Annotated in this window: 26 protein-coding genes and 3 pseudogenes; 12 read left to right on the top strand and 17 right to left on the bottom strand. The window is 68.3% G+C overall.

Annotation, left to right across the window (positions count from 1 at the left end):
* Nucleotides 1–154: 154 nt before the first annotated feature.
* From ACFWI9_RS08250 to ACFWI9_RS08240, 3 genes are all read right to left on the bottom strand, one after another.
* A complete protein-coding gene (locus ACFWI9_RS08250) occupies nucleotides 155–358 on the bottom strand; it encodes a hypothetical protein (protein ID WP_387159834.1) in 204 nt (67 codons plus the stop codon).
* A gap of 251 nt (nucleotides 359–609) precedes the next feature.
* The gene (locus tag ACFWI9_RS08245) at nucleotides 610–1308 is read right to left on the bottom strand and encodes a GAP family protein (protein ID WP_387159832.1); all 699 of its coding nucleotides are present in this window, start codon (nucleotides 1306–1308) and stop codon (nucleotides 610–612) included.
* A 531-nt stretch (nucleotides 1309–1839) separates the two neighbouring features.
* Entirely contained in the window at nucleotides 1840–2274 is a 435-nt protein-coding gene (locus tag ACFWI9_RS08240; protein WP_387159830.1) for a hypothetical protein, read from the bottom strand.
* Between the two features lie 275 nt (nucleotides 2275–2549).
* Between ACFWI9_RS08240 and ACFWI9_RS08235 the strand changes: the two genes are divergently transcribed.
* Entirely contained in the window at nucleotides 2550–3047 is a 498-nt protein-coding gene (locus ACFWI9_RS08235) for a hypothetical protein (protein WP_387159828.1), read from the top strand.
* A gap of 379 nt (nucleotides 3048–3426) precedes the next feature.
* Here the strand turns inward: ACFWI9_RS08235 and ACFWI9_RS08230 are convergent, their stop codons facing one another.
* The gene (locus tag ACFWI9_RS08230) at nucleotides 3427–3732 is read right to left on the bottom strand and encodes a putative quinol monooxygenase (protein WP_387159826.1); all 306 of its coding nucleotides are present in this window, start codon (nucleotides 3730–3732) and stop codon (nucleotides 3427–3429) included.
* 160 nt (nucleotides 3733–3892) lie between these two features.
* Between ACFWI9_RS08230 and ACFWI9_RS08225 the strand changes: the two genes are divergently transcribed.
* Nucleotides 3893–4870, top strand: coding sequence for a GlxA family transcriptional regulator (locus ACFWI9_RS08225; RefSeq protein ID WP_387159824.1), 978 nt, complete (start codon nucleotides 3893–3895; stop codon nucleotides 4868–4870).
* Nucleotides 4871–4969: 99 nt separating this feature from the next.
* On the opposite strand, the pseudogene ACFWI9_RS08220 reads toward ACFWI9_RS08225, so the two are convergent.
* Nucleotides 4970–5152: pseudogene (locus ACFWI9_RS08220) on the bottom strand (transposase); the annotation flags it as partial.
* A 335-nt stretch (nucleotides 5153–5487) separates the two neighbouring features.
* Between ACFWI9_RS08220 and ACFWI9_RS08215 the strand changes: the two are divergent.
* On the top strand, nucleotides 5488–5790 hold the full coding sequence (locus ACFWI9_RS08215) for a hypothetical protein (RefSeq protein ID WP_387159822.1): 303 nt from the start codon (nucleotides 5488–5490) through the stop codon (nucleotides 5788–5790).
* 128 nt (nucleotides 5791–5918) lie between these two features.
* Here the strand turns inward: ACFWI9_RS08215 and tnpA are convergent, their stop codons facing one another.
* Nucleotides 5919–6347 carry an IS200/IS605 family transposase gene (gene tnpA / locus ACFWI9_RS08210; protein WP_387159820.1) on the bottom strand — a complete coding sequence of 143 codons (429 nt, stop codon included), beginning with the start codon at nucleotides 6345–6347 and terminating at the stop codon, nucleotides 5919–5921.
* Nucleotides 6348–6394: 47 nt separating this feature from the next.
* Between tnpA and ACFWI9_RS08205 the strand changes: the two genes are divergently transcribed.
* Nucleotides 6395–7606, top strand: coding sequence for an RNA-guided endonuclease InsQ/TnpB family protein (locus ACFWI9_RS08205; RefSeq protein WP_387159818.1), 1212 nt, complete (start codon nucleotides 6395–6397; stop codon nucleotides 7604–7606).
* Between the two features lie 517 nt (nucleotides 7607–8123).
* Here the strand turns inward: ACFWI9_RS08205 and ACFWI9_RS08200 are convergent.
* The 3 genes and pseudogenes from ACFWI9_RS08200 to ACFWI9_RS08190 all read right to left on the bottom strand — a co-directional run bounded on the left by ACFWI9_RS08200 (nucleotide 8124) and on the right by ACFWI9_RS08190 (nucleotide 9386).
* Nucleotides 8124–8579 carry a hypothetical protein gene (locus ACFWI9_RS08200; protein WP_387159816.1) on the bottom strand — a complete coding sequence of 152 codons (456 nt, stop codon included), beginning with the start codon at nucleotides 8577–8579 and terminating at the stop codon, nucleotides 8124–8126.
* Between the two features lie 143 nt (nucleotides 8580–8722).
* Nucleotides 8723–8929, bottom strand: a pseudogene (locus ACFWI9_RS08195) (helix-turn-helix domain-containing protein); the annotation flags it as partial.
* A gap of 319 nt (nucleotides 8930–9248) precedes the next feature.
* Entirely contained in the window at nucleotides 9249–9386 is a 138-nt protein-coding gene (locus ACFWI9_RS08190; RefSeq protein WP_387159814.1) for a hypothetical protein, read from the bottom strand.
* A gap of 74 nt (nucleotides 9387–9460) precedes the next feature.
* Between ACFWI9_RS08190 and ACFWI9_RS08185 the strand changes: the two genes are divergently transcribed.
* Nucleotides 9461–10558: a hypothetical protein gene (locus tag ACFWI9_RS08185; protein ID WP_387159812.1), complete on the top strand. Its 1098-nt coding sequence runs from the start codon at nucleotides 9461–9463 to the stop codon at nucleotides 10556–10558.
* Between the two features lie 215 nt (nucleotides 10559–10773).
* Here ACFWI9_RS08185 and ACFWI9_RS08180 read toward each other — a convergent pair whose 3' ends face one another.
* Nucleotides 10774–11820 carry a DUF2804 domain-containing protein gene (locus ACFWI9_RS08180; protein WP_387159811.1) on the bottom strand — a complete coding sequence of 349 codons (1047 nt, stop codon included), beginning with the start codon at nucleotides 11818–11820 and terminating at the stop codon, nucleotides 10774–10776.
* Nucleotides 11821–11911: 91 nt separating this feature from the next.
* On the opposite strand from ACFWI9_RS08180, the gene ACFWI9_RS08175 reads away from it, so the two are divergent.
* Nucleotides 11912–13831 (top strand): endoglycosylceramidase, encoded by a 1920-nt coding sequence (locus ACFWI9_RS08175; RefSeq protein WP_387159809.1) that lies wholly within the window; start codon nucleotides 11912–11914, stop codon nucleotides 13829–13831.
* Nucleotides 13832–13904: 73 nt separating this feature from the next.
* Here the strand turns inward: ACFWI9_RS08175 and ACFWI9_RS08170 are convergent, their stop codons facing one another.
* Nucleotides 13905–14504 (bottom strand): L,D-transpeptidase family protein, encoded by a 600-nt coding sequence (locus tag ACFWI9_RS08170; protein ID WP_387159807.1) that lies wholly within the window; start codon nucleotides 14502–14504, stop codon nucleotides 13905–13907.
* Between the two features lie 206 nt (nucleotides 14505–14710).
* Here ACFWI9_RS08170 and ACFWI9_RS08165 point away from each other — a divergent pair, with 206 nt between their 5' ends.
* On the top strand, nucleotides 14711–15808 hold the full coding sequence (locus ACFWI9_RS08165; protein ID WP_387159806.1) for a helix-turn-helix domain-containing protein: 1098 nt from the start codon (nucleotides 14711–14713) through the stop codon (nucleotides 15806–15808).
* A gap of 307 nt (nucleotides 15809–16115) precedes the next feature.
* On the opposite strand, the gene ACFWI9_RS08160 is transcribed toward ACFWI9_RS08165, so the two are convergent.
* Nucleotides 16116–17897 (bottom strand): sensor histidine kinase, encoded by a 1782-nt coding sequence (locus ACFWI9_RS08160; RefSeq protein ID WP_387159805.1) that lies wholly within the window; start codon nucleotides 17895–17897, stop codon nucleotides 16116–16118.
* 1 nt (nucleotide 17898) lies between these two features.
* Nucleotides 17899–18606: a response regulator transcription factor gene (locus ACFWI9_RS08155; RefSeq protein ID WP_387159804.1), complete on the bottom strand. Its 708-nt coding sequence runs from the start codon at nucleotides 18604–18606 to the stop codon at nucleotides 17899–17901.
* Between the two features lie 215 nt (nucleotides 18607–18821).
* Here ACFWI9_RS08155 and ACFWI9_RS08150 point away from each other — a divergent pair, with 215 nt between their 5' ends.
* From ACFWI9_RS08150 to ACFWI9_RS08130, 5 genes are all read left to right on the top strand, one after another.
* Complete coding sequence (locus tag ACFWI9_RS08150; protein WP_387159803.1) at nucleotides 18822–18971, top strand: hypothetical protein; 150 nt, start codon at nucleotides 18822–18824, stop codon at nucleotides 18969–18971.
* Nucleotides 18968–20389 (top strand): peptidoglycan-binding protein, encoded by a 1422-nt coding sequence (locus ACFWI9_RS08145; RefSeq protein ID WP_387159801.1) that lies wholly within the window; start codon nucleotides 18968–18970, stop codon nucleotides 20387–20389. The genes ACFWI9_RS08150 and ACFWI9_RS08145 overlap by 4 nt, the downstream gene beginning before the upstream one ends.
* The gene (locus ACFWI9_RS08140) at nucleotides 20386–21153 is read left to right on the top strand and encodes an ABC transporter ATP-binding protein (RefSeq protein ID WP_387159800.1); all 768 of its coding nucleotides are present in this window, start codon (nucleotides 20386–20388) and stop codon (nucleotides 21151–21153) included. The genes ACFWI9_RS08145 and ACFWI9_RS08140 overlap by 4 nt, the downstream gene beginning before the upstream one ends.
* The gene (locus tag ACFWI9_RS08135; RefSeq protein ID WP_387159798.1) at nucleotides 21150–22400 is read left to right on the top strand and encodes an ABC transporter permease; all 1251 of its coding nucleotides are present in this window, start codon (nucleotides 21150–21152) and stop codon (nucleotides 22398–22400) included. Before ACFWI9_RS08140 ends, ACFWI9_RS08135 begins: the two co-directional genes overlap by 4 nt.
* Before the next feature lie 78 nt (nucleotides 22401–22478).
* Nucleotides 22479–23072 (top strand): hypothetical protein, encoded by a 594-nt coding sequence (locus tag ACFWI9_RS08130; RefSeq protein ID WP_387159797.1) that lies wholly within the window; start codon nucleotides 22479–22481, stop codon nucleotides 23070–23072.
* Between the two features lie 219 nt (nucleotides 23073–23291).
* Here the strand turns inward: ACFWI9_RS08130 and ACFWI9_RS08125 are convergent.
* The 4 genes and pseudogenes from ACFWI9_RS08125 to ACFWI9_RS08110 form a co-directional block, all read right to left on the bottom strand.
* Nucleotides 23292–23513: pseudogene (locus ACFWI9_RS08125) on the bottom strand (DUF2267 domain-containing protein); the annotation flags it as partial.
* Between the two features lie 257 nt (nucleotides 23514–23770).
* On the bottom strand, nucleotides 23771–24235 hold the full coding sequence (locus ACFWI9_RS08120) for an ATP-binding protein (protein WP_387159795.1): 465 nt from the start codon (nucleotides 24233–24235) through the stop codon (nucleotides 23771–23773).
* Nucleotides 24236–24246: 11 nt separating this feature from the next.
* The gene (locus tag ACFWI9_RS08115; protein ID WP_387159793.1) at nucleotides 24247–24531 is read right to left on the bottom strand and encodes an HPr family phosphocarrier protein; all 285 of its coding nucleotides are present in this window, start codon (nucleotides 24529–24531) and stop codon (nucleotides 24247–24249) included.
* Nucleotides 24515–24895, bottom strand: a complete 381-nt coding sequence (locus tag ACFWI9_RS08110) for a PTS-dependent dihydroxyacetone kinase phosphotransferase subunit DhaM (RefSeq protein WP_387159791.1) — start codon at nucleotides 24893–24895, stop codon at nucleotides 24515–24517. Before ACFWI9_RS08110 ends, ACFWI9_RS08115 begins: the two co-directional genes overlap by 17 nt.
* Nucleotides 24896–24928: the final 33 nt, after the last annotated feature.

Genomic DNA, 24928 nt, shown 5'->3' with positions numbered 1-24928 from the left:
TTGCCGGCCCCCGCGCCCCCCCGCCGTGTTTCGGGGGGCGGGGGCCGGGCCGGAGTCCACCAGGCCAGGACGTGGTCGGTGGAGCCAGGCCATCTGCTGGTCGGTGAGGCCTTGGTGAGGCTCGCACCGCTGGCTTGACCGCACCGCAGCCCTGTCACCGGAGCAATGCGGCAAGAGCAGCCGCCGTCGCGGCGTCGGTGAGCGTCAGGACGGAGGCGAACACGGTCGCAGCCCGCAGAATCGCGGCCGGATACGAGGCCCCGTCCAGGCTGGCGAGCTTGCCCGCCCCGACAGCGACCAGGACGACCAGGACGAGGCCCACGGCGGCGGCGAACAGGATAGTGGCGAGACCGGACACGACGGATCCTGATGCGTTGCGCTTTCAGGCTGATACGTCGAAGACTCCGAAGACGGTGTTCAGCAGGGTTCGGGGGGGGCGAAGCAGAACACCGGCGAACAGGGGTGAACACTGGTCAAGGTACGGCGGGATCGTCTGGCAGCCGGCCCTCGAGTTTGGTTCCGGCTCGGTAATGTTGAACTCCCGGCGCAAAGCGCCGACGACCAGGGGCGACGGTGGTACCGACGGCGCCCGCCCCAGAGGCATCGCCCTCAGAGTTTGATGGCCCCTTCGTAGAGCACGAGAATTCCGATGGCGGCGATCACCACGGCCGTGACACCGACGGCATGCTGCTCCAACCACCGTCTGAGCCGGCTCAGGGGGGCAAGGGTCCGCTCACCGAAGAGAATGTGCAGCACCACGGGCAGGGCGACGGTCCCGGCGGCGCAAACGGTGAACACCGCGAAGGCCACCACGGCCTTCGTGGTCGAAGGCTCCGTCGATCCCACGGCGAGGCCAGTGGCGGCGGACAGAAGCAGAATCTTCGGATTGGCCAGCGACAGCAACAGTCCGAGCCGGAACGCCTTCGACGGGCTCGCATCGGCAAGAAGCCGCATCCATCCAGGTGTCGCCTTACCGTGTCTGGTCAGCCATTGTCGGAGCCCGAAGAGGACCAGGAGGGAACCGAGCACCACCCTGGCCCAGGCGACCCATACGGGTCCCTCGGCCGGGCGCTCGACGACGGAGGCCAGCGCGGCACAGGCGACCGCGGGCACGACGATCCCGATGACCCACCCGGCCAGGAATGCACCGCCGGTGGCGCGAGGGCGGGGGGTGAACTGCATGAAGAGAGCGGGGATGAGGGTGAACGGCGACAAGGCGATCACCATCGCGAAGACCACGACCTCACCGATCGCCACAGGTACCGCCTTCCTGCCGCCTTCGTCGTACGTGCGCGCACGAACAGCCACCTCGTCTCGTCCGTGTCCGCCGGTGCCCGCCGTAGGGGCCCGGGCACCGGGCGGTCTCCCGAGAATGCCACACGGCATGACGGATTCCGCGGCATGGATCGACCTCGAACTTCCACCCCCGGCCCCGGCCGCGTGATCTGGCGGACCGCAGGACACGAGTACCCCCGGCCATCAATCCCGCCGACCACGTCGACACCGGACGACTGCCCGGTCCATGAACACCCGATTGCCCTCTCCATGGATCAACCGGTGCCAGACTCAACCACCATGAGCGACTGGTTCCTCCAGCAAGAACACTGCGTCCGATTCGAGTGGGCCCCACCGGGGCCCAGCAGATAGCGCAGGACGCCGCCCGCCTGGTGGTGGTCGACGTGCTCTCGTTCACGACGTCGGTGACCGTCGCCGTCGAAGCAGGGACCCAGGTCTTTCCCCATGCCTGGCGCGGCGAGACGGCGACGTTCGGGTTGGCGGCGAAATGGAAGTCCTCCGCTTGTCTGGCGTTGTCGGTTCAACCGGCGCTGTCGTCGCTTTTCAGAACGTTGCCGAGGTCGTACGCACGTGCGACTGGCCCTCTCGCCGTGCTTCGGCCTCGGCGAGTTCCTGCCGCAGTCGCTCGTAGTGGGTGCGGGCCATCTCCTGGCGCATGGGTGACCTGCCCTCGGCGTTGACGTGCTCCAGCAGTTGCTCCGCGCCCGCGAGGAACTGCCTGATTGCCTCGATCGGGCGCTGATGGCCGCAGGGGGCCTCGTTCCCGTTCTTGTCGAAGACCTCCGCGGCGTTGGCGTTGTTCACCCACACGCTGATTCCTTGATCGTGGAGGACCATATTGAAGGCCGACTCTTCGGGTTCGCCATCGGTGACGACCGTGAACTCTTCGCCCGGGCGCAGCCAGTGATCGGTGCCCCAGGGCTCCAGCCACAGGCAGAGCATGTCCGTGGTGGCGTTGTCGACGCTGGTCTTCGGCATGGCAGAACCGTAGCCAAGCCTCGGCGGTCCTCGCCGGGGCGGTCGTACGGTTCCGGATCAATGATCGTCGAGGCCGTGCTCGCGGGGTCGGCGTTGGAGGCCGAGGATCTTTCCGTACACAGCGTCGAACCTCTGTTCCAGTTCGTGGTTCCAGGTCGACGCCGCCGGCCGCGGAGAATTGGAAGAGCGCGGTCCAACCGCACCCCATGCTGGGCCCTCGGCTATGTTCTTCCGGGCTCGCACCAGGGGCGCCCATGCGTATCCGAGGGGGACAGGTGACAGGCGAGCGGCTTGACGCGGAATGGGTCCGGTCCTGGTGGATGCAGGCCGATGCGGCGCTGGCGGAGCTGACGCAGGCATTCCTCCCGACGCACGGTTTCCCGCCCGGCCGCAACGAGGTGATACTCGCAACCAACGACAGCCACCAGGCGACGGACGCACTCGTGGACCTGACGCCGATTCCCTCCGACCTGACCACGCTCTACTGGGTGATCGGCGAGGCTTCCCTGCCCGACGTCGACAGCGGGTACTTCATCCACTCACTCACAACGGCGATGGAACATTTCCGCGAGTACGGCCCCGCTCCGGTTGACGGCGAATCGATCGCACTGGTCTTCGCCAGCGACGGCGGGGGCCATCTGTTCGCCATCGGAGACAGCGGACAAGTCTGGAAGTCCACCACAGCTTCCTGGTATGACGACCATGAGGTTGCCGCGGCCAGCTTGCAGGAGTTCCTCGAGCAGCTCGGCCGACGAATCGCTGACCAGCTCTGATCACCGACCCGTGGCTGCGGACCCTGCACCACTACGGCCTGCACGTCAGCGAGTCCGAGATCCTGAGCAATCCGGATGACCGCGGGGACGAAGCCCTGGCCGAGCTCGGCATGCTTGATGAACTCGAGAGGATCGATCCACCTGCCTTCGACGGCTACCACGGTTTCATCTCGGCCGAGTTCCTTGACCGCTGGCTCTGGTAGTTGCCCACGGCCGCCGCGATCCCCGAGCGATCACTCACCGTGCCAAGCGCGTCGAACAGGTCGCGAGTACGCGACGCCGCGGCATGCGAGCCCACCAGGCCCATTCTTCAAACCTCGCCAACTCCACCCCCATCAGGCGCGGGCGGCTCCCGCTCGGTGGGGCGTTCGGGCGGCGGTCAGGAGGGGTCCTTCACGGCGAGCACGTCGACCAGGCGGATGTCGGGTGCGGCGGCGAGCAGTTCCTTGCCTACCGTGCCGAGGGCGGCGGGGATCCGCCCGTTCAGGTGCTCCTGACGGCCGGCCTCGTCCTCGAAGGCGTCAAAGATCCCGAAGGTGCTGCCGTCGACCTGGAACGCGTACCAGACGCGGGTGGCGGTCTCCTCGGCCACGATCTCGCGTCCGCCCTCCAGGAATGCCGCGAGTTCGGTCTCCTTGCCCGGCTTGGCCTGGAGCAGGGCCAGTACACCCAGTTTGAGCGTCATGTCGTCGTCCTTCGTTCTGTCCGGGCCGTCTCGTCCGGAGGTCGTCGTTCCAGATGGGCGGGTGCGGTGCGATCGTTCCCGCATCGCCCGCTGACGAAGTTACGGGGTCTGCGATCCGACCTGAAGCGGCGGAAACGACGCCTCTGATACCGTTTCCGACATGCAGATCGTTGTCGCCGTCGTCGATGGAATCTTCGACTCCGGACTCTGCGCCATACTTGATGTGTTCGGAGCCGCAAACACGCTGATCGGACAGCGGGAGACGGGCCCCGTCCCGTTCATCGTGACCACCGTAGGCGTCGGCCCTCAGGTCCGCACTGGCAACGGGCTGGTCCTGGCCACCGAGCCTGTCGCCAGGCTCACCCGTCGGCCGGACCTGCTGCTGCTGCCCGCGATCGGGCTCCGCAGTCCCGATCGGATCGTCGAGGCGGTGCGGTCGGACGACAACGCCTGGGTACCAGCGCTCGCGCGCCAGGTGCACACGACCGGGACCGAACTCGCAGCCGCGTGCACCGGCACCTTCTTCCTGGCGGAGTCCGGGGTCCTGGACGACCGACGCGCCACCACCAGTTGGTGGGCCGGGCCCGCCTTCCGCGCTCGCTACCCGAAGGTCCGGCTGGACGACTCCCGAACCCTCGTCCACGACGGTGCCTTCACCACCGCCGGTGCCGCCTTCGCACACATCGATCTCGCGTTGGCCGTGGTGCACCGCCACAGTCCCGCCCTGGCCGACCTGGTTGCCCGCTACCTCCTGATCGGGGACCGCCCCTCCCAGGCCGCGTTCGCGGCCCCGACCCTGCTGGCGCAGGCCGACCCCGTGGTAGCCGCGTTCGAACGCTGGGCGCGCACTCACATGGCCGACCCGCCCCCGCTCAGCGCGGCCGCTCGAGCCCTTGGCATCAGCGAACGGACGCTGCAGCGCACCACCCAGTCCGTGCTCGGCATGTCGCCGCTGAACTTCCTCCAGGAGATCCGCCTCGACGAGGCGACGTTCCTGCTGCGGACCACGACCCTGGGCACCGACGCCATCGCCGCCCGGGTCGGCTACCGCAACACCAGCACTCTGCGAACGCTGGTCCGCCGCCGCCGCGGCACCACCCTGCGGTCCCTGCGGCAAGGCGGTGGCGACCCGGAGTGAGTACAGCGGGACTGGGTTGGATTCGGCGAGAGCATGTTCGAAGTGGAGCTCGACGCCGTAGTCGACTGACGCCCGACTGTCCGGACCCACGAGGCCGTCAGCCCTGCGTCCAGCGCGGCGGCCGGTGCACTGGTGCTGCACGTCTGCCGATGCACGGCCCTGCTTCACAAAGCCGGTCTCGTCCACGATCAAGACGCCGCCTGCGGTGCCGAGGTGGTCCACGACGTGGGCGCGGATCTCGTCGCGGACCGTCTGGGCGTCCCGGCGGACGATTCGCAGCAACTGCTACATGGGCCCGGGACGGGCGTGTCCTGCTTGTTCGGCGAACCGTCAGCAGTTCTTGCGCTCGATGCCGGAGAGCAGTCCGAGCAGGTACGCGCGGGCGGTGGCCCGCGGTTCCACTCGCCCGAACTGTCCCGCGGTCCGGCCCATGACCTGGTCGAACATCGCCCGCCAACGGGCAGGGGCTACGCTATGACCCGTGGCCACCGCACGTTCTTCAGGAGTCCACACCACCCCCGATGATCACACGGTGGCCGCTCCCGCTCCTGGCCGGGTCCAGGGCAGTGCCGACTACTTGCTGCTGCCCGACGGCCCCTGATCGACAAGATGAGCGCGTGGACAGCGAACCTCTGCAGATCCCGCTTGACCAGCTCCGGCACGCCTTCGAGCTGGCACTGCGGCACATCGAAGCGTCAGCCGGCCACACAGTGGCACTCGAGCACGACTACTTCTGGTCTGTCCCGGGCGACGAACTCTACGACGTCCCCAACGAACCGAGAACCATCACGATCGGCCAGCTCTCCGAATCGTGGCGGCACCTTGAAGACCTACTTGCCGACCCGGACCGGGCCGTGGGCCACCACCTGGTCTGGCTTGCCGATGTCCTCCACGCGATCGGACAGGATGCCGCCCGGTAGCCACAACGCGAGCCCAACGTGCCATCCCTGATCTTGCGTGGGTATCCCCGGCTTCAGTCGGGGAGGGAAACGCATCCTCGGACCGGAGGCGCGAAGCGCCGAAGTTCACTGCGCCTTCGTGGTGACGGTCAGAGAGGCCGTTTCTGGCTCTCGATGTACTGACGGATCATTGTCAGCGGCGCTCCGCCGCAGGAGCCGGCGAAGTAGGACCGGGACCAGAAGACCGAGCCCATGCCGATGCGGTTGACGCGGCCGGTGTACTCCGCCCGCAGGTATCGGGAGCTGACGCCCTTGAGCGAGTTGACCAGCTTTGACAGGGCGACCTTCGGCGGGTAATGCACCAGGAGGTGCACGTGGTCGGTCTCGCCGTTGAACTCGCGCAACTCCACTTCGAAGTTGCCGCACACCTCCCGCATGATCTCTTCGCAACGCTTGAGCATGGTGTCATCGAAGATTCCGCGCCGGTACTTCGTGACGAACACCAAATGTGCATGCAGGTTGTAGGCAACGTGACGGCCGGTGCGAATATCGGGATTTGGCTCCCAGCGCGGTGACATACTCCAAGCGTAGTATGATCAGCGGACTCGGCCGAAGGGGGGGCTGGATGATCCGTGCGTACAAGTTCCTCATGCGGCCCACGGTCCGCCAGGCTCAGGCTCTCGGCGAGATGCTGGCCGATCACTGCTCGCTCTACAACGGCGCGTTGCAGGAGCGCCGGGACGCCTATCAGCACGCCTCGAAGACGAGCGTCAGGTACGGGCAGCAGTCCGCGCAGCTCAAGGAGATCAGAGCGTTCGACCCAGAGCACCAGGGTCGCTGGTCCTTCTCCTCGCAGCAGGCGACCTTGCGCCGTCTGGACAGGGCATTCCAGGCGTTCTTCCGCCGGATCGAGTCCGGTGAGGCACCCGGCTACCCGCGTTTTCGCGGGGTGAACTGGTTCGACACAGTGGACTTCCCCAAGGACGGCGACGGCTGCCGGTGGGACAGCACGCCGCACGACCCGGTGACCCGCGTCCGGTTCCAGGGCGTAGGTCACGTCAAGGTCAACCAGCACCGTGCGGTGGTCGGCAAGGTCAAGACCGTCTCCGTCAAGCGCGAGGGCCGAAAGTGGTTCGTCGTGCTGACCGCAGAGCAGGAACAGCCCAAGCCGCTGCCTACGACTGGCAGCGTGGTCGGTATCGACCTGGGCATAGCGAACTTCCTCGCGGATTCGGGCGGTGGCTTCGTGGAGAACCCGCGCTACGGCCGCAGGACCGCCGCAAAGCTCGAAGCAGCACAGCAAGCCCTGTCCCGGTTCCCGCGCCGCAAGGCCAACCGCACCAACAACCACCAGCGCGCCGTGGAGAAGGTCACCCAGCTCCACGGCAAGGTCCGCCGCCAGCGTCTCGACCACGCGCACAAGACCGCGCTCGACCTGGTCCGCGAATACGACTTCATCGCGCACGAAGACCTCAAGATCCGCAACATGAGCAAGGCTCCCACGCCGAATCCGGATCCCGGGACGCCGGGCAGCTTCCTGCCCAATGGGGCCGCCGCGAAGGCTGGGCTGAACCGCTCGATCGCCGATGCCGGTTGGGGGGTGTTCCTCGCGATCCTGAACGCAAAGGCTGAAAGCGCCGGGCGGGAAGTGATAGCCGTGGACCCCCGCAACACCTCCCGGCAGTGCCCCGAATGCGGCCACACTGCCAAGGAGAACCGGCCCACACAGGAAAATTTCCACTGTCAGGCGTGCGGCTACCACGCGCACGCGGACACGGTGGGCGCACTCAACGTTCTACGGGCCGGGCTGGTCCGTCGCAACGCCAACCCGGCATAGCGAGAAGCCCCCTCGTTCACGAAGGGGAGGAGTCACGGAATTACGAAGTCGCACTGGAGTACCAAGCGTGCCGGAGGCCGGCCCAGTCGAGGTCATCCAGCCCAGCCGGCACGTCTTAGCTCTATTCCTTGATCACGAGGAGAGCCTCGCATGTCCCACTGACGATCAAGCCGGACCACGGCTCGTACAGGTGAATGTCATAGGCGCACGCTACGACGTGAACCCCAGGTCCAAGGCACCGCACGCGAGCCAGCCCACCTGGGCCGTACCTCCCCCTACCACCACCACGACTCCGAACGCTGCCGTTCCGCACCCCACGGCCGGGCCGACCGGCCGCCGTCCTGGGCAGCACCCGGCTCGACACCGCGCGTCTCCTCACCGAGCCTCACCCCTCGGCATCCCTGTCCCCCGCCCTCCAGGTCAGCAACGCGACAGCCTCATTCCACGCGGCGCTCAGATCGGAGCCCGAAGGGCCCCCTGCCGGGGGCCCTTCGGGCGTATCTCCTCCAAAGCCCAATCAGGTGGCGCACTTGCGGCCAGTGATGACTTCGACTTCGTAGAGGCCACCTTCGGGTGCCGACTCGGTTCTGACCACACGGATCTGCCCGCGGGCATCGCAATACTTGCCGGTGCCTCCGGTGATGGCGATGACATAGGGGGTCTGAGGATTGCGTGTGGCGTGCTGCCAGGTGAGCTCGCCGTCTTCGAGGACGTAGGCCCCGTAGCATGTCTCGGTCCGCGGGGTGGAGTCAGCCCCGACGCAGTTGGTCGTGACGAAGCCGACGTTCTGGCCGTTCAGGTCCAGCAGGTCAGCGGTCACATTGGGGAACTGTCCCTGGGAATTGGTTGTGGTGAGGGTGAATCTCTTCACTCGGTCCCAGTTCTGGTCGGTGTTCGCGTGGGCCACCGGTGCGCTGAGCACGGCGGGGAGAACGACCAGAGCGCACAGAGGCAGCGCGAGTGAGGCTTTCATGGGTTCCTCTTTCTGCGGGGTGGGAGCTGGCTTCCCTAGCTGATCTAACGCTGGGTCAGGCCGGATTTCCTGTAATGCACGACCGCACGGGTGTACGCACGACGCTCAAGGCCCAGGCGGGAGCGTGCGAGCGACCCGGCCAGTGGGACGATCACCGGTCGGCGGGGATTCACCGAGGCGGAGCGGTCGGCCAGGCCCGCCTCCGCCCGCCAGGGGCGGACCCATTTGTGGGCGGTCGGTGGGGAGACTCCCGTCTCCGCCGCTGCATGCGCGACCGGTCGCCCGGAGAGGACGCGTTCAACCAGGATCCGCCTGCCGTGAACGGTCGGACGGGCATTGCGGTGGGACATGAAGGCTTCCGTACGGCACACGGAGGCCTTCGTCATGATTGAGCCCCCCCCAGCGTTGACAACGCTCGTGATCATTACTCCTGGACCTGCTGCCAAAGTCCACGGAACCTGTCTCGCCGAAGGATCGCAGCCTTGGTCGATTCCTCCCGGCGTGCTGTCCGGGAATCGACTGTTCGGTCTGTGGTGTCCGGTCGCGCCTCGCCGGGCGGAGCCTCACCGGCTCCTTCGCGGTCCGGCTGATCCGCTGGACCTTCCGGCTCTCCTCCATGCTCACCGGTCGAACGAACACTCGGTCAGCGTCCCCACGAACGTGAGCCGTCTATACCAGGTCCGTGCTCCGTTGGCGCCGCCGGTCCCAGTCACGCTCGTAGTCAGCCCGAATCCCGCCCGAGAGGTCGATGGAGTACGAGTACCCCTGCCAGTGCAGCTTGTCGTCACCCGTCACAGGGTCCGCCACGGGATCGAGAGCACGGATTCTCCGGAACGCTTTCCTGACAAGTTTCAGACATCCGCCCCGTAGCGTTCCCCACCATGACTCGCACGACAAGTTTCGCTGTTTTTCGTGGAATGCGCGCCCGCCTATGCGGCGCGGGATTCGCGATCGCTGCTGTTCTTGCCCTTCTGACGGTCAGTACCGGGGCTCAGGCCGAGGCCGCCGATGCGGTCGGCATCGTCGAATACGACCTGGGTGATGGAGCGTTCACCGATGCTCCGGACTGGGAGGGATCGGCCGAGATCCGCGCTGTCGTCCACTACCCTCGCAAGATCACCGACAAGCTGCCCGTGATCGTGCTGCTGCACGGCCAGCAAGGCGCCTGCCACTCCGCCGAAATAGAGGAGTGGCCTTGCCCGAAGGGCGTCGCCCCCTACCCCAGCCATCGTGGATACGACTACCTCGCCAACGCGTTGGCGAGGGACGGCTTCGTGGTGGTGTCACCGAGCGCGAACGGGATCAACCATCACATGGGCGTAGCGCCGCAGCGCGCGAGGCTGATCAATCGGCACCTGGAACTGCTGAAGCAACTCACCACGACCGGTGGCGGCCCGCTTGCCGGTCGCCTCACCGACGTCCAGACCGGCCGGCCGGCTACCGTCGACCTGAGAAACCGCCTCGACATGAGCCGAGTCGGCACCATGGGGCACTCTGTGGGCGGGGAGGGTGTCATGTACCAGGCTGCCGAAGCCAACCGCCGCGAGCTGCCGGCCGGCGTGCGGATCCGCGGCGTAGTCTCGATGGCTTCACCCTCGCCGAGCCACTTCTACGACACGCTGGTGACAAAGACGCCTCTCGCGGTGATATCTGCCGGGTGCTGGTCACTGGGCGGCGAGCAGTACTTCGAGGACGCACGCAAGGCCTCTGAGGCAAGGGGCTTTCTGCTGCGCGTGGTGAAGGGCAACCACAACTACTTCAACACCGAATGGACCGTCGGTCCTGGCCCCACGGACGGGGACGACACCGAGTGCCCGGCCACAGCCGGGCGACCGAGCCCGAAGCAGCAGCAAGGTCTCGCGATCGGATACCTGCGTGCGTTCTACGCCTACGCACTCAAGAACGACCAGTCGGCACTTCCGGTTCTGACCGGCAAGAAGAAGTTCCCTGGCATCGCCACCAAGGCAGCGAGTTTCTAAGTGCTTTGACCGCTTGGTACGCCGGGGTGGTGTTCGTGGCGGTCGGATGTGCGTCGTCCGGCATCCGACCGCTCGGGACGGCGAGGGGACGCCGAACGCCCACTCGGCCGGTCCCTATGTGCGGTCCTGCACATTTGACGGGCGGTGGTGGTGTTGCCCGCCCGCCCTCACTCTCGGACCGGATCTCCCACGTCATGCACGCGCGCGAAGCGGCCTCACCAGAGCATCCGTACGTCCTCTGCCCAGCCGAGGAGCCCGTCCACCGCGATCGACTGCCCGTCGTCCGTGCGGACGGTACCGGTGTAGTGGCCGAAACACTGGTCGGTGCGGTTCCCGATCAGACCGACGTCGGTGCGCGTAGACCTGTTGTGGAAGGGGGTGAAGACCAGATCCACTTCGCCGCACTCACCGCCGCGGATCGTCCAGGGATCCAGGGGGTCGGTCGGCGACCAGAGCCACCGGAGCTCCCGGCCGATCTTGGTGATGCGACCGTCGACGCACAGTGCGTTCTCCGTGGCACCGGTGCCGTCGGTCCAGCGCCCGCCCAGTTGCAGTCCGACGGTGTGGCCGTCCGTACGGCCTGAGGCAGCTCCCCAGTTCCAGGCGACGGAGCGTGGCCAGCGTCCGCGTCCGTGGTCGAGGGTGCCCCAGGCGTCATCACCGAACGCGAGGACGTCGTCGCCGATTCTCACCGAGCCGGTAGCGGGTCGAGCGGTGTGTTTGGAGGTGTACTGGAAGCGGCGCTCGCTCCAAGGGACGACCACGGACAGCGTCTCGTGCCCCTCGGGCAGTGCCACCCGGAGATCCGCCTCGACCGGACGCCCGTCCGGTGTGATGCAGCGCGCCAGGAGCCGGGTGGCGGTGCCTTCGTTGCGGATCTCCACACGTAGTTGTCCCCGTACGGGCCGCTCGGGGCCCACGGCGACCGGCGGGCAGCCGGGGGCACCGGCAACGGCGTCGGGCAGGTGGACACCGAGACCGCCCGGCACGATCCTGGTCCGTTCGAACTCGTGGCCTCCGGAACCGAACTGCAGCAAGTAGACGGAGTGGAGTGCCAGGTAGTCGAGGTCACTGACAGTGAAGGCCACCAGGTGCGTCGGAGTGGTCACACACCAGTACTCCCACCTTTTGGTGCGGCCCCAGCCGCGCAGCCGGGTGCGATGGAGGGGGGTCCGCGACCAGCCGACGGCTTCCGGGTCGATGCGTCCGTCGTCAAGGCACAGGTCCATGGGAGTGGTGATCTCACGTTCATGCGTGGCCATGGCCGGACCCTACCGTTGGCACGACCGCAGGCGCCCGCGTGCGGTGACGGCACCATTGACAAGCTGACGGTACGTCAGGAGTGTGGGCTCCATGCCGACGATGCGCGTGCGTCTCATGGGTGCGCTGGTCCTCGTGGCCGCCTCCCTCATCGGGTCGGGCACCTCCTCCGCCGCGACCGGCCCGCCCGGCTCTCTCTGGTTCGATGACGCCGCCGCAGCGTCGTTCACGGTCAAGGACGGACGGTTCGTCGACGGCCTGGGTCGTGAGGTCGTTCTCCGCGGATACAACGTCTCGGGTGAGACCAAACTCGAGGAGAACGGAGGGCTGCCCTTCGCCTCAGTCGCCGACGCCGAGAAGTCCGCCACGGCTCTGCGCAGGCTCGGAGGCGGCAACTCGGTGCGGTTCCTGCTGTCCTGGGCGCACGCCGAACCCGCGCGCGGAGAGGTCGACCCCGTCTATCTCGCCGCGGCCACAGCACAGATGCGGTCCTTCCTGCGCGCCGGGATCCGCGTCTATCCGGACTTCCACCAGGACCTGTTCTCCCGGCACCTCTTCAACGAAGGCAGTTGGTACACCGGTGACGGAGCCCCCAAGTGGGTGGTGGACGCCGGGAGGTATCCGCGCGAATTCTGCGGCGTTTGCCTCTTCTGGGGGCAGAACATCACACAGAACCAGGCCGTGACGAGGGCGACACACGACTTCTGGCGCAACAAGGGTGGCATCCAGGATGCGTTCCTGGCCACCGCGCAGACCACGATGGAGTATCTCGCGGAGCATCTGAGTGCCGAGGAGTTCGCCGGCGTCGTCGGGTTCGACCCGTACAACGAGCCGCATGCGGGCGCCTACGAGAGCGGCCAGAGCAGCCGGTCCTGGGAGCGCGAACTGCTGTGGCCGTTCTATGAGAAGTTCCGCGCCCGGATGGACGCGGCAGGGTGGCGGGAAAAGCCCGCGTTCGTCGAGCCGAATCTCTTCTGGAACGCCAACCTGGACTTCCAGCGGCAGGAGGGCGGCCTCCTCGATGCCGGTCATCTCGGCCCCCGCTTTGTCTTCAACACCCACTTCTACGACCAGAAGGCGATATCCGGCATCTTCATGTGGGGGAAGGCGAAGGACGGCCAGTACGCGGGTGACTTCGGCACCGTCCGCGACCGCGCTGCCGATGCCCGAACGGCCGCCGTCGTCAGCGAGTTCGGGCATCCGCTGAGCGGTACCGTCGCCGACAAGGCGCCGACCGTGATGAAGGCGATGTACCAGGCGCTCGACTCACGGCTTCCCGGTGCGCAATGGTGGTCGCAACCCCGCGACTCCGGTTCCGTGCTGTCCGGCACCCAGTGGCAGTGGGACGTCTACCACGGGCGCCACCGCGAGCGGATGAACGGCAACCCGGACAAGGTTCTCACCGCAGCGGATGCCTGGAACGATGAAGACCTCTCGGCGGTCCGGACCGACGACTCAGGCAGGCCCACGCTGCGTCAGGACAGCCGTCTCCTCGACCGCCTCTATCCGAGCGCCACCGCCGGCCGCACAGTCGCCTTCACCTACGAGGACCGCTCACGCGACGGCTCCACCACCCTCACCTGGAACCCCGTGCCGCCACAGCTACCCCGGGTCCGCGAGCTCGTCGGCACCGGTCAGTACGGACTCCTGCTCTGGCACTCCGACGGCACCGCCGCGCCCACGGAACTGCATCTCCCGGCCTCCTTCCCACCTTCGGGCACCACCGTCGTATCCGATCTCGGCCGGGTGCACTCGCCGGGGGCGTACGCCGACGGCGTGCCGATCGCCGTGGAGCCCGAACCGGGCGGCACAGGCAGCCGACGCCTCCTGCTCACCGCACCCGCGGGCAAGTCCGGCGTCGGCGCCACACACTTCGCGTTGGTCACCAACGGGGCGACTGCCCCGTCCGGCGAACTGCTGCGCGCCGCACAAGACGAACTCGCGGCCTGGTCCGCGGGACACTGGGATTCCCGGCACTCGGCAATGCGGCTTCGCCGAAGTGGGCGGCCGTGATGAGGAGCGCCTTACGCCCGGGAGGGCACCTCAACGGACCTCCCGGGCGCCAAAGGCAGAGGAATGTCGCAGGTCAGTCCACCACGTACAGCTTCTTCGGCCAGCCGACGCGGTCCAGGCGCCCGAACAGGTCCTTGATGTCGGTGGGGTTGAGCTTGATGCAGCCGTTGGAGTAGTAGTCGTTGGGGTTGCTGTTGGTCCACCGCTCCGACTCGATGGTGCCCTGCCTGCCGTTCGGCTTCATCTCGCTGTGGATGAACAACTCGGTGCGCTTGGTGCCGTTGTGGCACTTGCGGTCGGAGATCTTGATGACGAAGCCGTTGATGATCCCGTCGAAGTCCTTGCGGTGCCACTCGACGGCGTACGGCTTCCTCGCCCCGGCATTGGGCAGCCAGCCCCTGCCGACTGCGCAGGTGTCCTTCACCTGGCCCGAGCCCGCCTTGTAGGTCTTGATCACCTTGTCCCGGCCGGGGGTGCGCTGGACCAGCTCCAGACGGGAGTTCGTGACCGAACCCTTGTCGAAGCGCAGGTAGTAGGCGTCTGTCGCCTGGGCGGATGTCTGACTCTCGGTGCGCGCCTGCGCCGGGGTGGCCGTGGTGGCACCCAGGACACCGGTGACGACCGCGGCGAGCGCGAGCGGGGCGATGTGTACGGACCGTGCGTTCTTGCGCATGGGAAACCCTCCTGTGGGGTGGCCGTGCGTGACTGTGCGCCGGCGGCATCGACCCTGCCGAGGCGGAGCGCCGTCCGGCAAGGGATGTCCGGTGTCCCGGACAGTCCGTCGCTGTCCTGGCTGGTCACCGCCTCTTTCCGGACAAAGATCCGGTCCACCGCAGAGGCTCCTTGCTGCCCGTCAGACGAAGGACCAAGGATGGCGGCATGAACTCCACGGGGGGTGTCGACCCCGAACGTGCCCACACCGCAGCGCAGTTCGTCGGCATGATGAAGCACCTCAAGGACGAGTCAGGGCTGACGTACCGGCAACTCGAAGAGCGGGCCGAACGGACAGGGCGGGTCCTTCCGCGCAGCACCATCGCCGATGTGCTGCGCAGACAGGCGCTGCCGCGGCCCCGGATCCTGAACGCCTTCGTCCACGCCTGTGGGGCGGGCGAGCATGCTGACGCCTGGCTGCGGGCCCGTAACCGTCTTGCGGGTGCGGACGCTTCGGCAAACGGTGCGACGGCAGAGGATTCCGCTCTCGACGGCGGCGACGGCGTCCTCCCGGCCCACGACGCCACCGGTTGCTCATCCGAATGCAACGGTGACCGCGGGAGCGCCGTGGAGGAGATCCATGGAACCCCAGGACGCTCCGGCACTTCGTCCGATTCCGCGCGGGAGCGTCCGGGACTCCGGCACCGTGCCGTGGCGCCCGCTGTGGTGACGTCGTTGGCCGCCGTTCTTCTTGCGGGCATCGTCTCCTGGGCGGTCGTACCGAACGATCCCGTGGGGACTGTGCCTTCGGCCTCGCAGCCGGCTGCCGGGTGGTACAGCATCCGGCCGAGCCGGGACAGCGCTCTGTGCATGACGGAGGGCCGGGATCCCCAGGGCGGAGGTGGCGGGCCGGTCGCCGTGCAGCGCCCGTGCGGCCAGTCCACACCGCCGTACACCAGGATCGATCCGCTCGGTGGCGGTCGCTTCTTCATCAAGTGGGTGCATCCCGAACACGGCTGGGGGTGTCTGACGGTCCTCTCCAGCGGACTGCTGGAACCCTGGGACGACTGCCGCAGCAGCAGGAGCACCCAGGTGTTCACCTTCGAGCGGCTCGAGACGGCAGGTACGCGCGCCTCGGGCCCCGCACACGCCACGGCCTACCGGGTGCGGACCGCGGACGGGCGGTGCCTGGGCATCTCCGGCGCGCCGGCGGGGGCGGCGCCGGCCGCAGCGGTCGTCGGGCCCTGCGCCGATGCAGCAGACCAGCGACTCCTCCTGGTCCAGGAGCCTGTGCCGGCAGCGAGCGCGCTGCCCTCGGCCGGCTGACGTCGGGTGCGCTGGGGAGCACGTGGGTCACGGCCGGTGGAGACAGGGCTCCGGTGAGCACTCGGCTGCCCGTGCTCGGGCGATCCGGCGGGCCGGTAGCCGACCGGGCAGTGGGCGCAGCCAGGCAGAGCTTTCGGCGGGGCGGGAATGCGGTCCCTGAGCGGAACCGGGACCGTCGTGCCCATCACCCTTTACGGAGCATCCGGCGGGCAGCGCTCGTCGAGCGGCCCTTGCGCCACGGCCGCCGCCACCACGGCCGTGCGGGGGCGGCCGTGGCAGCCCACCGGGCGGCGCCCGGCTCTCGGACTCACCGCTGCGGGAGCCGGACGGTGAAGACGGAGCCGCGATCTGGCGTGCTCGCGACCGATACCGTCCCGCCGTGTGCCTCGGTCAGCTTGCGGGTGATGGCCAGGCCGAGACCGCTTCCTCCGGTCTGGCGGTTGCGGGACTTGTCAGCCCGCCAGAACCGGTCGAAGACATGAGGCAGGTCGGCCGCGTCGATTCCGCTCCCGTTGTCAGTGACGTCCATGACCACGTGGTCGCCGTCGCCGCGTGCCCGCAGGATGACACGACCCCCCTTCGGTGTGTGCCTGATCGCGTTGGAGACGAGGTTGCCGATCACTTGCCGAAGCCGTACCGGGTCCGCGTGCACGTCCAGCTCTTCGTCGGCCTCGATGGACAGTTCGATGCCGGCTGGACCGGCAGCCCCCAGGTGAGCCGCCGCCACCTGCTCCAGTACGTGGCGGACGGCGAGTTGCTCACGGTGCAGTACGAGGCTGCCGGCTTCGGCTGCGGCGATGTCGCGCAGGTCGTCGATGATGTGCTGGAGCAGCAGCGCCTCGTCGCGCAGCAGGGCGAGCAGTTGCCGGTCGGTGGGGGTCAGGCCGTCCTGGGCTGCCTCCAGCCAGCTGCGGATGTTGGTCAGCGGGCTGCGCAGTTCGTGTGCCACGTCGCCGACCATGGCCCTGCGCTGCCGTTCCAGGGTCTCTCTCCGCTCGGTGAGGTCGTTGAAGGCCACCGCGACGTGGCCGATCTCGTCCTGAGTCAGTACCGGCACCCGCACCGCTTCTTCGGCCGGGCGTTGGGCAGCTGCGATCAGGGCGCGCAGGGGGCGGACCAACCGGGTGCCCAGCAGGATTGTGACGGCGCAGGTGACGGCGAGGACGATGCCCGCCGCTCCGGCGATCCGGAGGGTGTTCGCAGCGGAGAGTTCGATGGCCGTGTCACCCGGATTGGTGCGATCCGATACGAACAGCAGGACTGGAGGCGAGACGTAGGGCCGCAGCTGCTGCCGCCGGCCTTCGTTGACGCACTCCTGTGCGGCGCGGTCCGAATTCTCCGGTGGGCCGCCGGTGAAGTGCCAAGAGAAGTCGGCGAACACCTCGACGGGTGGTCTGGCCTGCTGCTTCAGGCACTGGGATGCCAGATCGCCGATCTGGGTGAGCGGCAGTTGTTCCGATGGCAGGGGCTCCTTGAGCCGGCCCAGGTCGCACTGCTGCACCACTTTCCACCGCGTGTCGTCCTCCGGCCCGGTGAATCGGATCGTGAGGCGCCCGCTGGGCAGGGGGACGCTCTCGGCGGCGACCCCCTGGTCCGCAAGGCAGTCGGTGATCTCACGCGTGATGTCCCGCACCTTCTCCCGGTCCTCGGCCAGGAGCAGGAAGGGGCCGACCGCGCGCGGGTCGATGGGCCCGGTGGTGCTCTCGTCGGACAGCACCGGGTCGAGTCGCAGCGGGTCGATGGAGGCGGACGGTCTGTCCGGGAGGCGGACCGTCGATTCGGAGGTGGCGATGCGGGTGCGGGCCGAAGTGGTGAGGGTGATCGCCCTGCCAGTCTGTGCCGCGAGTGCGCGGACCAGGTGCTGCACCCCGCCCCAGTCCGTATGGGTGGCGGCGAAGTCGATCAGCGCGTCGTAGATGCGGGCGTCCGCCTGTGACGACCGCCCCTGCTCGGTGTTGATCACCCGTGTCGCGGTGGTGACGGCGAGCCAGGTGGTCGCGGCAACCGAGCAGACCGCGACGAGCAGGGACGCGGCGAGCAGCCGGGTGAAGAGGCTGGTGCGCAGGGAGACGCGGAAGGGGCGGCGCACCTCAGATGGCGGCCTGGTCGAGTCCCGGGATCAGCTTGTAGCCGACCCCGTAGACGGTGACGAGTTGCACGGGGCGGCGCGGGTTGGGCTCCAGCTTCTTGCGCAGGTTCATGATGTACATGTCGATGGTGCGTTCGGTCGAGGCGACGTCCCAGCCCCGGGTGCGCTCCAGGAGTTGCTTGCGGGTGAACACCCGGCCGGGTTCCGTCGCCATGGCCGAGAGGACGGTGAACTCCCCACGGGTGCACGGTACGAGGTCCCCGGAGGCTCCCCGCACCTCGTGCCGGAGCGGGTCCACCCTGATCGCGCCCACTGTCAGGACTCCGTCGTCCGGTGGTACGACGCGCTCGATTCGCCGCAGCAGCGACCGGATCCTGGCCATCAGCTCGCGTGGACTGTACGGCTTGGTCATGTAGTCGTCGGCTCCGAGGTCGAGACCGAGGAGCAGGTCGTCCTCGCTGGAGCTGGCGGTCAGCATCAGCACCGGCACCGCGGATTCCTGGCGCAGGATGCGGCACACGTCCAGTCCGTCGACCTTCGGCATCATCACGTCGAGTACGAGCAGGTCGGGCCGCAGCCGCCGGGCGGTGTCGATCGCCGAACGCCCGTCGTGCACGACCACGGCGGTGTGGCCTTCCGACTCCAGGTACATCCGTATTACCTGTGCCTGTCTGATGTCGTCTTCCGCGACCAGTATCCGTGCGCCCATGCGGGCGACTATAGGCAGGGCATCCGGTGGACACACCATCCTGACAATCCGAATACATCGTGCTGAAGGTGCTCTGAATCCGGTCCGGCATCGTCGGTGCCGTCACCGAAACTCCGTACCTGAAGCCGGAATCCCGGCTCGCCTCCGGTACCCGCACACCGTGTGACGCGCCCGGCTCGCAGCGGCGTCCGCGCGTCACCCTGGGAGTCGTTCGCATGATCCGAGATATCGCTCTCGCCACCGCGCCGGCCTGGCGCGACCCCGCCCCCGCTCCCCTGCGCGTCCGTATCCCCGGCGACGGACGCCGTCCGGCCGTCGCGGCGGCGGACGCCCGCAGCACGCCTGCCGCCGGGTTCCCGCGGTGACCGGCCAGAACGACAGTCCCACCGTCATGCTCGCGGTGACGCGCCCGGGAACGAAGCCCGTCACCGAAGCGGACGCGGCTCCCGGTGGCATCGCGGGCAGCGGGGCACCGGGGCGGCAGCGCCGGATCAGGATCGCGGCTGCCGCGCTCGTCGTGTCGCTGGCCGGAGCCGGAGTCGCGATGGGAGTGCCTTGGGGGAAGGACGGCAGTAGACAGCCGGTGAAGGCGGAGCCGTCGGCGCGTACGGTCACGGTCGTACGGACGGACCTGTCCGACAGCCGCCTGCTCGACGGCACGCTCGGGTATGCCCGGCCCCGTACCGTCAAGGGCGCCGGGGATGGTGTGGTGACGTGGCTCCCCGCTCCCGGGACCACGCTGTCGCGCGGCAAGGACGTGTATCGCGTCGACGACCGCGGGGTGCCGCTCTTCTACGGCGATGTGCCGCTCTACCGGCGCCTCGAGGGCCGCAACATGGTCGGCCGGGACGTGAAGGCCGTCGTCGACAATCTGAGGGCCCTCGGGTACGAGGTCGGGGACCAGCCTTCCCCGGGGCAGTTCGTCAGCGTGACCACCCCTGCGGGAGAGGAGGGTTCGGCAGGCAGCGGGGCCGGCACGGCAGCGGACAAGGACACCGCCGGCTCCTCCCCCGCCTCTGACGAGGCGGCCGAAAGTCAGGGATCGGCGGCACAGGGCGCAGCCGGTCCTTCCCCGTCCCGGGGAACCGCGCCCGGTGCGGCAGGCAGCGCGGGCACCGGACGGCCCGAAGGCGGAACCACGGTCACACGGGTGAAGGTCAGGTCCGGGGACGGTGTCCTCACGGATGCGCTGGTGAGGGCAATCAAACGCTGGCAGGCACGCATCGGCGCTCCGTCCACCGGAGTGCTCGCGCCCGGTGACGCGGTGGTGCTCGGCGGCGCGGTCCGGGTGGACGGTGCCAGTGCCGAGGTGGGCGACGCGGTTGCCGCACCCCTGCTGAAGGTGACGTCGACGGTGAAGGCCGTGACCGTGGCGATGGACGTCCTCCAAGCAGGGTCCGTGAAGCGGGGCGATCCGGTGACCGTACGTCTTCCGGACGGGACGTCGACGCCCGGAAAGGTGGCAGGAGTCGGCACCGCCGCCGAGGCCTCGGAGAACGGTCCCGGTCAGGCGAAGGTGACCGTCATGGTCGACTTCACTCACCCTGACAAGGTGAGGAGGCTTGACTCCGGGCCTGTGCAGGTCGAGTTCGTCTCCCAGACGCGGGCCGGGGTACTCGCCGTGCCCGTGACCGCGCTGCTCGCGCTCCGGGAAGGCGGCTACGGACTGCGAACGGCAGACGGACGCACCGTCGCGGTGCAGACGGGACTTATCGCCAAGGGGATGGTCGAGATCACCGGGGACGGAATCACCGAAGGCACCCGGGTGGTGACCTCATCGTGACGTCTGCACCCGCCTCCGTGTTGTCGGTCCGTGATGCCGTGGTCGAGTACCCCGGTGGGGTCAGGGCCCTGGACGGGGTCAGCCTGGAGATACGTGAGGGCGAACTCGCGGCCATCGTCGGCCCGTCCGGCTCCGGCAAGTCCACCCTGCTGAACATCATGGGCACCCTTGACCGTCCGACCAGCGGCAACGTGGTGATCGCCGGCCAGGACGTCACCAGCATGCCGGACCGGCAGCTGTCCGCGCTGCGGGGGCGTTGGCTCGGTTTCGTCTTCCAGCAGTTCCACCTGTCCGAGGGGCTGACCGCGACCGAGAACGTGGCCACCGGACTCCTCTACGCCGGGGTGTCGAGAAAGCGCCGGCGACCTCTCGCGCTCGCCGCGCTGGAGCGGGTCGGCCTCGCCCACCGAGCGGGTCACCGACCCCATCAGCTCTCCGGTGGCGAACGACAGCGGGTGGCCATCGCACGAGCCCTCGTCCATGAGCCCACACTCGTACTCGCTGACGAGCCGACCGGCGCGCTGGACACCGCCAACGGACGGGCCGTACTGGAACTGCTCACCCACCTCAACCGCGAGGGAACCACCATCGCGCTCATCACCCACGACCGGGACATCGCCGCGCGACTGCCGCGCAGGGTGGAGATCCAGGACGGCCGCATCGTCACCGACACTGCCACTGCCACTGCCACTGCCACTGCCACTGCCACTGCCACCAGCCGGGATACGCCCGGCGGGCGCCTCCGTACCGGGCACGCACGATGAGGCGGCTTCCCCGGCGGCGTTCCGGGCATCACCGGCCGACCACCCCGCATCACCGGCGCGTCAGGTTGTCGCCCGCCGATCTGCTGCGCCTCGGGCTGGTCGGCATCCGCACCCGGCGGATGCGGGCGGCTCTGTCAGCGCTCGGCATCTCCATCGGCATCGCCACGATGATCGTGGTCACCGGAATCCCGGCATCCAGCCAGCGGGCTCTGAACGCCGACCTGACCGCCCTGGGTACCGACCGGCTGCAAGCGGTCGCGGACAGGACCTCGGGTGACGAGACGGTGTCCTTTCCGCCCGAGTCGCTCGCGATGGTCCGGCGGATCGGCCCCGTGCGCGCGGTCACCGGCGTGGCCAACACCCATGCCGTGGTGCGTCGTTCCGACAGGGAAGGTGCGCTCGAAGCCTCCGGGATGACCGTGCTGGCAGCTCAGTCCAACCTGCTCGGTGTGATCAACGCGAAGATGCGCTCCGGCCGCTACCTCTCCAGCGCCACCGGGCGGATTCCCACCGTCGTCCTCGGTTCGGTAGCCGCCGCGCGAGTGGGTATTCCCGATCTGCGCCCTGGTGATCCGCCGCCGCTCGTGCTGATCAACGACCGCTGGTTCAGTGTCATCGGCATTCTGCGCTCAGTCCCACTGGCACCCGACATCGACCGCTCCGTCCTGGTCGGCTGGGAGGCAGCGCACAGCATGCTCGGCTTCGACCGTCGCCCGACGCAGTTGTTCCTGCGAGCGGACGAGTCGGCCGTCGAGGACGTGCACGCGGTGCTGCCCGCGACCATCAATCCGCAGTCCCCGAGCGAGGTACGGGTCAGCCGGCCATCAGATGCCCTGGCAGCCAAACGCTCCACCGAGGCCACGTTCTCGGGGCTGTTCATCGGCCTTGCCGGAGTCGCACTGCTGGTCGGCGGCATCGGTGTCGCCAACACCATGGTGATCTCCGTACTGGAACGCCGCCGTGAGATCGGTCTGCGCCGTGCGCTGGGCGCCAACAGGGGGCAGATCCGGGGCCAGTTCCTCACCGAGTCCATCGCACTGTCCGGTCTCGGAGGCCTGGCAGGAGTCGCTCTCGGCGTCCTCGGCACCATCGGCTACGCGGCGTACCGGGGATGGCCGCCGGTCGTCCCGCTGCCCGCGGTGACGAGCGGACTCGGCGGCGCGGTACTCGTCGGTGTCATCGCCGGCGTGTATCCGGCCGTCCGCGCCTCCCGGCTGTCGCCGACCGCGGCACTGGCCTCGGCTTAGCGTCCCTGCCGGCGCTCATTGCACCCGGCTGTTTCCCCTGCCTCACCACAACTACCCGACTCATGAGAGGTTCACCCCATGCGAGTTGCCGACACATCCCACCCACCGACGGCGAAGCGCCTCCTCGCCACCCTGACCGCGCTCACCGCGTCGTTTCTCATCGGGGCGTGCTCAGGAGAGTCCGAGTCGGCTCAGGACACGAAGGACACAGGCGTCGCGAGTGTGACGGGCTCCCAGAAAAATGCGAAGGACACGAACGGGTCGCCCGTGGCCCAGGTCGAGCGACCACTCATCAGGCCCGACACCTCCGACGAGGAGGAACACAGGATCGACCAGCTGTACCAGGACTGCCTGGCGAAGCAGGGGGTCAAGATGCTCAAGAACGATGACGGCAGCTACAAGGGCGTTTTCGACCGCGACACGGACCCCAGGTATCCGGAGGCCCAGAAGAAGTGCCAGTCGAAAGAACCCGAGACCTTGACGCAGCGGTCCGCGAGGGAGGATCCGGATTTCCGGGACAAGGCCGATCGGTGGGTTCGGTGCCTGCGGTCCCATGACGTCGTGGCGACCGTCGACGACGAAGGCTTCCTTTCCTTCGATGACGGAAGCAACCTGGAGCACAAGATCAAGTGGGCGGACAAGTGCGAGGCTGAGGTGTTCCTCGCGAAATGACCGTCGGCCCGGTGTGTTGAACGAAGCAGCCTGCTCCGGGATGGATTGACACCATCGCCCGCCGCCCGGTCGCCGGGTGATTCCGCGGCGGAGGGCGGTCCGGCGTGCGGATACGGCGGTCCTGAGCAAGCGCGAACCCTCAGGGAACGGCCGTGCTGGCACCGCCCGGGTCGGGACCGGCGACCTGAACAGTCACCGCGGTCGTTCCCCTGGGGTCCCCTCGGCGGTGAAGACGAGCGCTGCTTCGAGGGGCAGGTGGGCGGCGAGTTCGACGCGTTCCTCGCCGGTGAGCTGCCGGCCCAGGCTGGTGAGCACGGCCCGGATGGCTTCCTCGGCTCGCGCACGGGTCGGGTACACACCTTCGTATCGAACCGTTTCCGCCAGATGCTCGAATGTTGTGCGTGCCGCGGTCGGGGTGCTGTCGGACTGGGCCGTCGTCATGGGGTGGGGGGTGGCCTTCCTGCTCAGGATGGAGTTGTCGCGTTGCTTATGACCGCAATCGGCGCAGGCACACCAGTGCCCGCATGAGTCAGACGGGTGGGTGCCCGTCAGTTGGCTTAGCGGCAGGCTGTGGCGACGCGTGCTCGAGGGTCTTCACAGGGCGCGTTGTGTGCTCGTGCCGGAGTGGAGGACCGGGCTTGACGGGTTCGGCGATCGGGATGCGCAGTGGGGGCACCCGGAGCGGCGTTCTTCCCTGCTCAGGCTTCGACGGAGAGATCGGCCCACCGGGTGACATGAGCGTCCCGGAAGGAGATGCCGTGCTGAAGGGCGAGAGCCCCGACGATTCCTCCTCCACGGCCGCACTCCGCCAGAGAAGAAGAGGCGTCGGCGGGAGCGGACCCGGCGGTGAACGCAGGGCCGCCGTCGGTGACCTCCACTCGCAAGGCCCTCCGACCGCCGTCGGCCGACAGCGACAGCCGCAGCACGGCCGGCGGGAGGGCATGAGCGATGGCGTTGGTGACCAGCTCGGATATCACCAGGACCGCGTCGTCTGTCGTGGTCGCCGGTATGGCCCAGCCTCCGAGCACGGTGCGCGCGCGACGGCGCACGGTGCGGACTGCTTCCGGGATGTGGGGCAGCGGACAGGTGTACTCGGCTTCGCCGGCAGGCGTGGCTCCGCCCGGGGGGAAGTGCAGATCGCGGCTCGTCATCTGCGGACTCATGACGGTCAGGGCTACTCGGCGTTGGCGAGGATGCCGGTCAGTGCGGCGACCGCGTCGAGGGCGTCGGGGCCGGTGGCCCGTACGGTCACGGTGCTTCCGGCCGTGGCCCCCAGGCCCATGACGCCGAGAACGCCGGTGGGGGCGATCGTCTCGCCGTTGTGGTCCAGCTCGATGGTGCTGGAGAACCGACCCGCTGCGCGGGCGAGCTTTCCGGCGGGTCGGGCGTGGAGGTTGGCGGGAAGCACCACGGCCGCTTCGTGGCCGGTGGTGGGGTGGGTGTCAGAGCTTGCGGACATGGCGGGCCCTCTTGAGCGGATTCGACGACGGTGTGCAGGTCGGCACCGGACGCGGCAGCGACCACCTCGGCGACGGCGCTCGGCAGAAGGAGCCTCGACGATGACGACGTCTGGACGGGGCGTCCACGAGGGTGGTCGGAACGGAACCGCCGAGGTCGGGAAGAACCAGAACCCCGGCGCCCCGCTCGGCATCCTTGGTCGCGTTGAGAGCGAGCTCGTAGCCGGTGCCGACCCTGCCGTCGTCGATTCCGGCCGCGGGTGCGACGGGAACGGCGTCGGAGCAGATCTGCTCCACCAGCAGGCCTGGACCTGCAGCAAGCTCGACGCTGCGGGACGCGAGTACGATGCCGACGGGTGTACTCATGAACAGTCATATTAAATCTCGGAATGCTGTTCA

The organism is Streptomyces sp. NPDC127084, assembly GCF_042724175.1.
Lineage (GTDB): Bacteria > Actinomycetota > Actinomycetes > Streptomycetales > Streptomycetaceae > Streptomyces.
This window is presented reverse-complemented; position numbering and strand designations above follow the sequence as displayed.

Coding starts and splice junctions, on each gene's coding strand:
- ACFWI9_RS08165 (WP_387159806.1), top strand. CDS start 14,711: ATGAACTCCACGGGGGGTGTCGACCCCGAACGTGCCCACACCGCAGCG.
- tnpA (WP_387159820.1), bottom strand. CDS start 6,347: ATGTCACCGCGCTGGGAGCCAAATCCCGATATTCGCACCGGCCGTCAC.
- ACFWI9_RS08115 (WP_387159793.1), bottom strand. CDS start 24,531: ATGTCCGCAAGCTCTGACACCCACCCCACCACCGGCCACGAAGCGGCC.
- ACFWI9_RS08205 (WP_387159818.1), top strand. CDS start 6,395: ATGATCCGTGCGTACAAGTTCCTCATGCGGCCCACGGTCCGCCAGGCT.
- ACFWI9_RS08150 (WP_387159803.1), top strand. CDS start 18,822: ATGATCCGAGATATCGCTCTCGCCACCGCGCCGGCCTGGCGCGACCCC.
- ACFWI9_RS08185 (WP_387159812.1), top strand. CDS start 9,461: ATGACTCGCACGACAAGTTTCGCTGTTTTTCGTGGAATGCGCGCCCGC.
- ACFWI9_RS08130 (WP_387159797.1), top strand. CDS start 22,479: ATGCGAGTTGCCGACACATCCCACCCACCGACGGCGAAGCGCCTCCTC.
- ACFWI9_RS08230 (WP_387159826.1), bottom strand. CDS start 3,732: ATGACGCTCAAACTGGGTGTACTGGCCCTGCTCCAGGCCAAGCCGGGC.
- ACFWI9_RS08120 (WP_387159795.1), bottom strand. CDS start 24,235: ATGAGTCCGCAGATGACGAGCCGCGATCTGCACTTCCCCCCGGGCGGA.
- ACFWI9_RS08155 (WP_387159804.1), bottom strand. CDS start 18,606: ATGGGCGCACGGATACTGGTCGCGGAAGACGACATCAGACAGGCACAG.
- ACFWI9_RS08135 (WP_387159798.1), top strand. CDS start 21,150: ATGAGGCGGCTTCCCCGGCGGCGTTCCGGGCATCACCGGCCGACCACC.
- ACFWI9_RS08200 (WP_387159816.1), bottom strand. CDS start 8,579: ATGAAAGCCTCACTCGCGCTGCCTCTGTGCGCTCTGGTCGTTCTCCCC.
- ACFWI9_RS08170 (WP_387159807.1), bottom strand. CDS start 14,504: ATGCGCAAGAACGCACGGTCCGTACACATCGCCCCGCTCGCGCTCGCC.
- ACFWI9_RS08110 (WP_387159791.1), bottom strand. CDS start 24,895: ATGAGTACACCCGTCGGCATCGTACTCGCGTCCCGCAGCGTCGAGCTT.
- ACFWI9_RS08225 (WP_387159824.1), top strand. CDS start 3,893: ATGCAGATCGTTGTCGCCGTCGTCGATGGAATCTTCGACTCCGGACTC.
- ACFWI9_RS08180 (WP_387159811.1), bottom strand. CDS start 11,820: ATGGCCACGCATGAACGTGAGATCACCACTCCCATGGACCTGTGCCTT.
- ACFWI9_RS08175 (WP_387159809.1), top strand. CDS start 11,912: ATGCCGACGATGCGCGTGCGTCTCATGGGTGCGCTGGTCCTCGTGGCC.
- ACFWI9_RS08240 (WP_387159830.1), bottom strand. CDS start 2,274: ATGCCGAAGACCAGCGTCGACAACGCCACCACGGACATGCTCTGCCTG.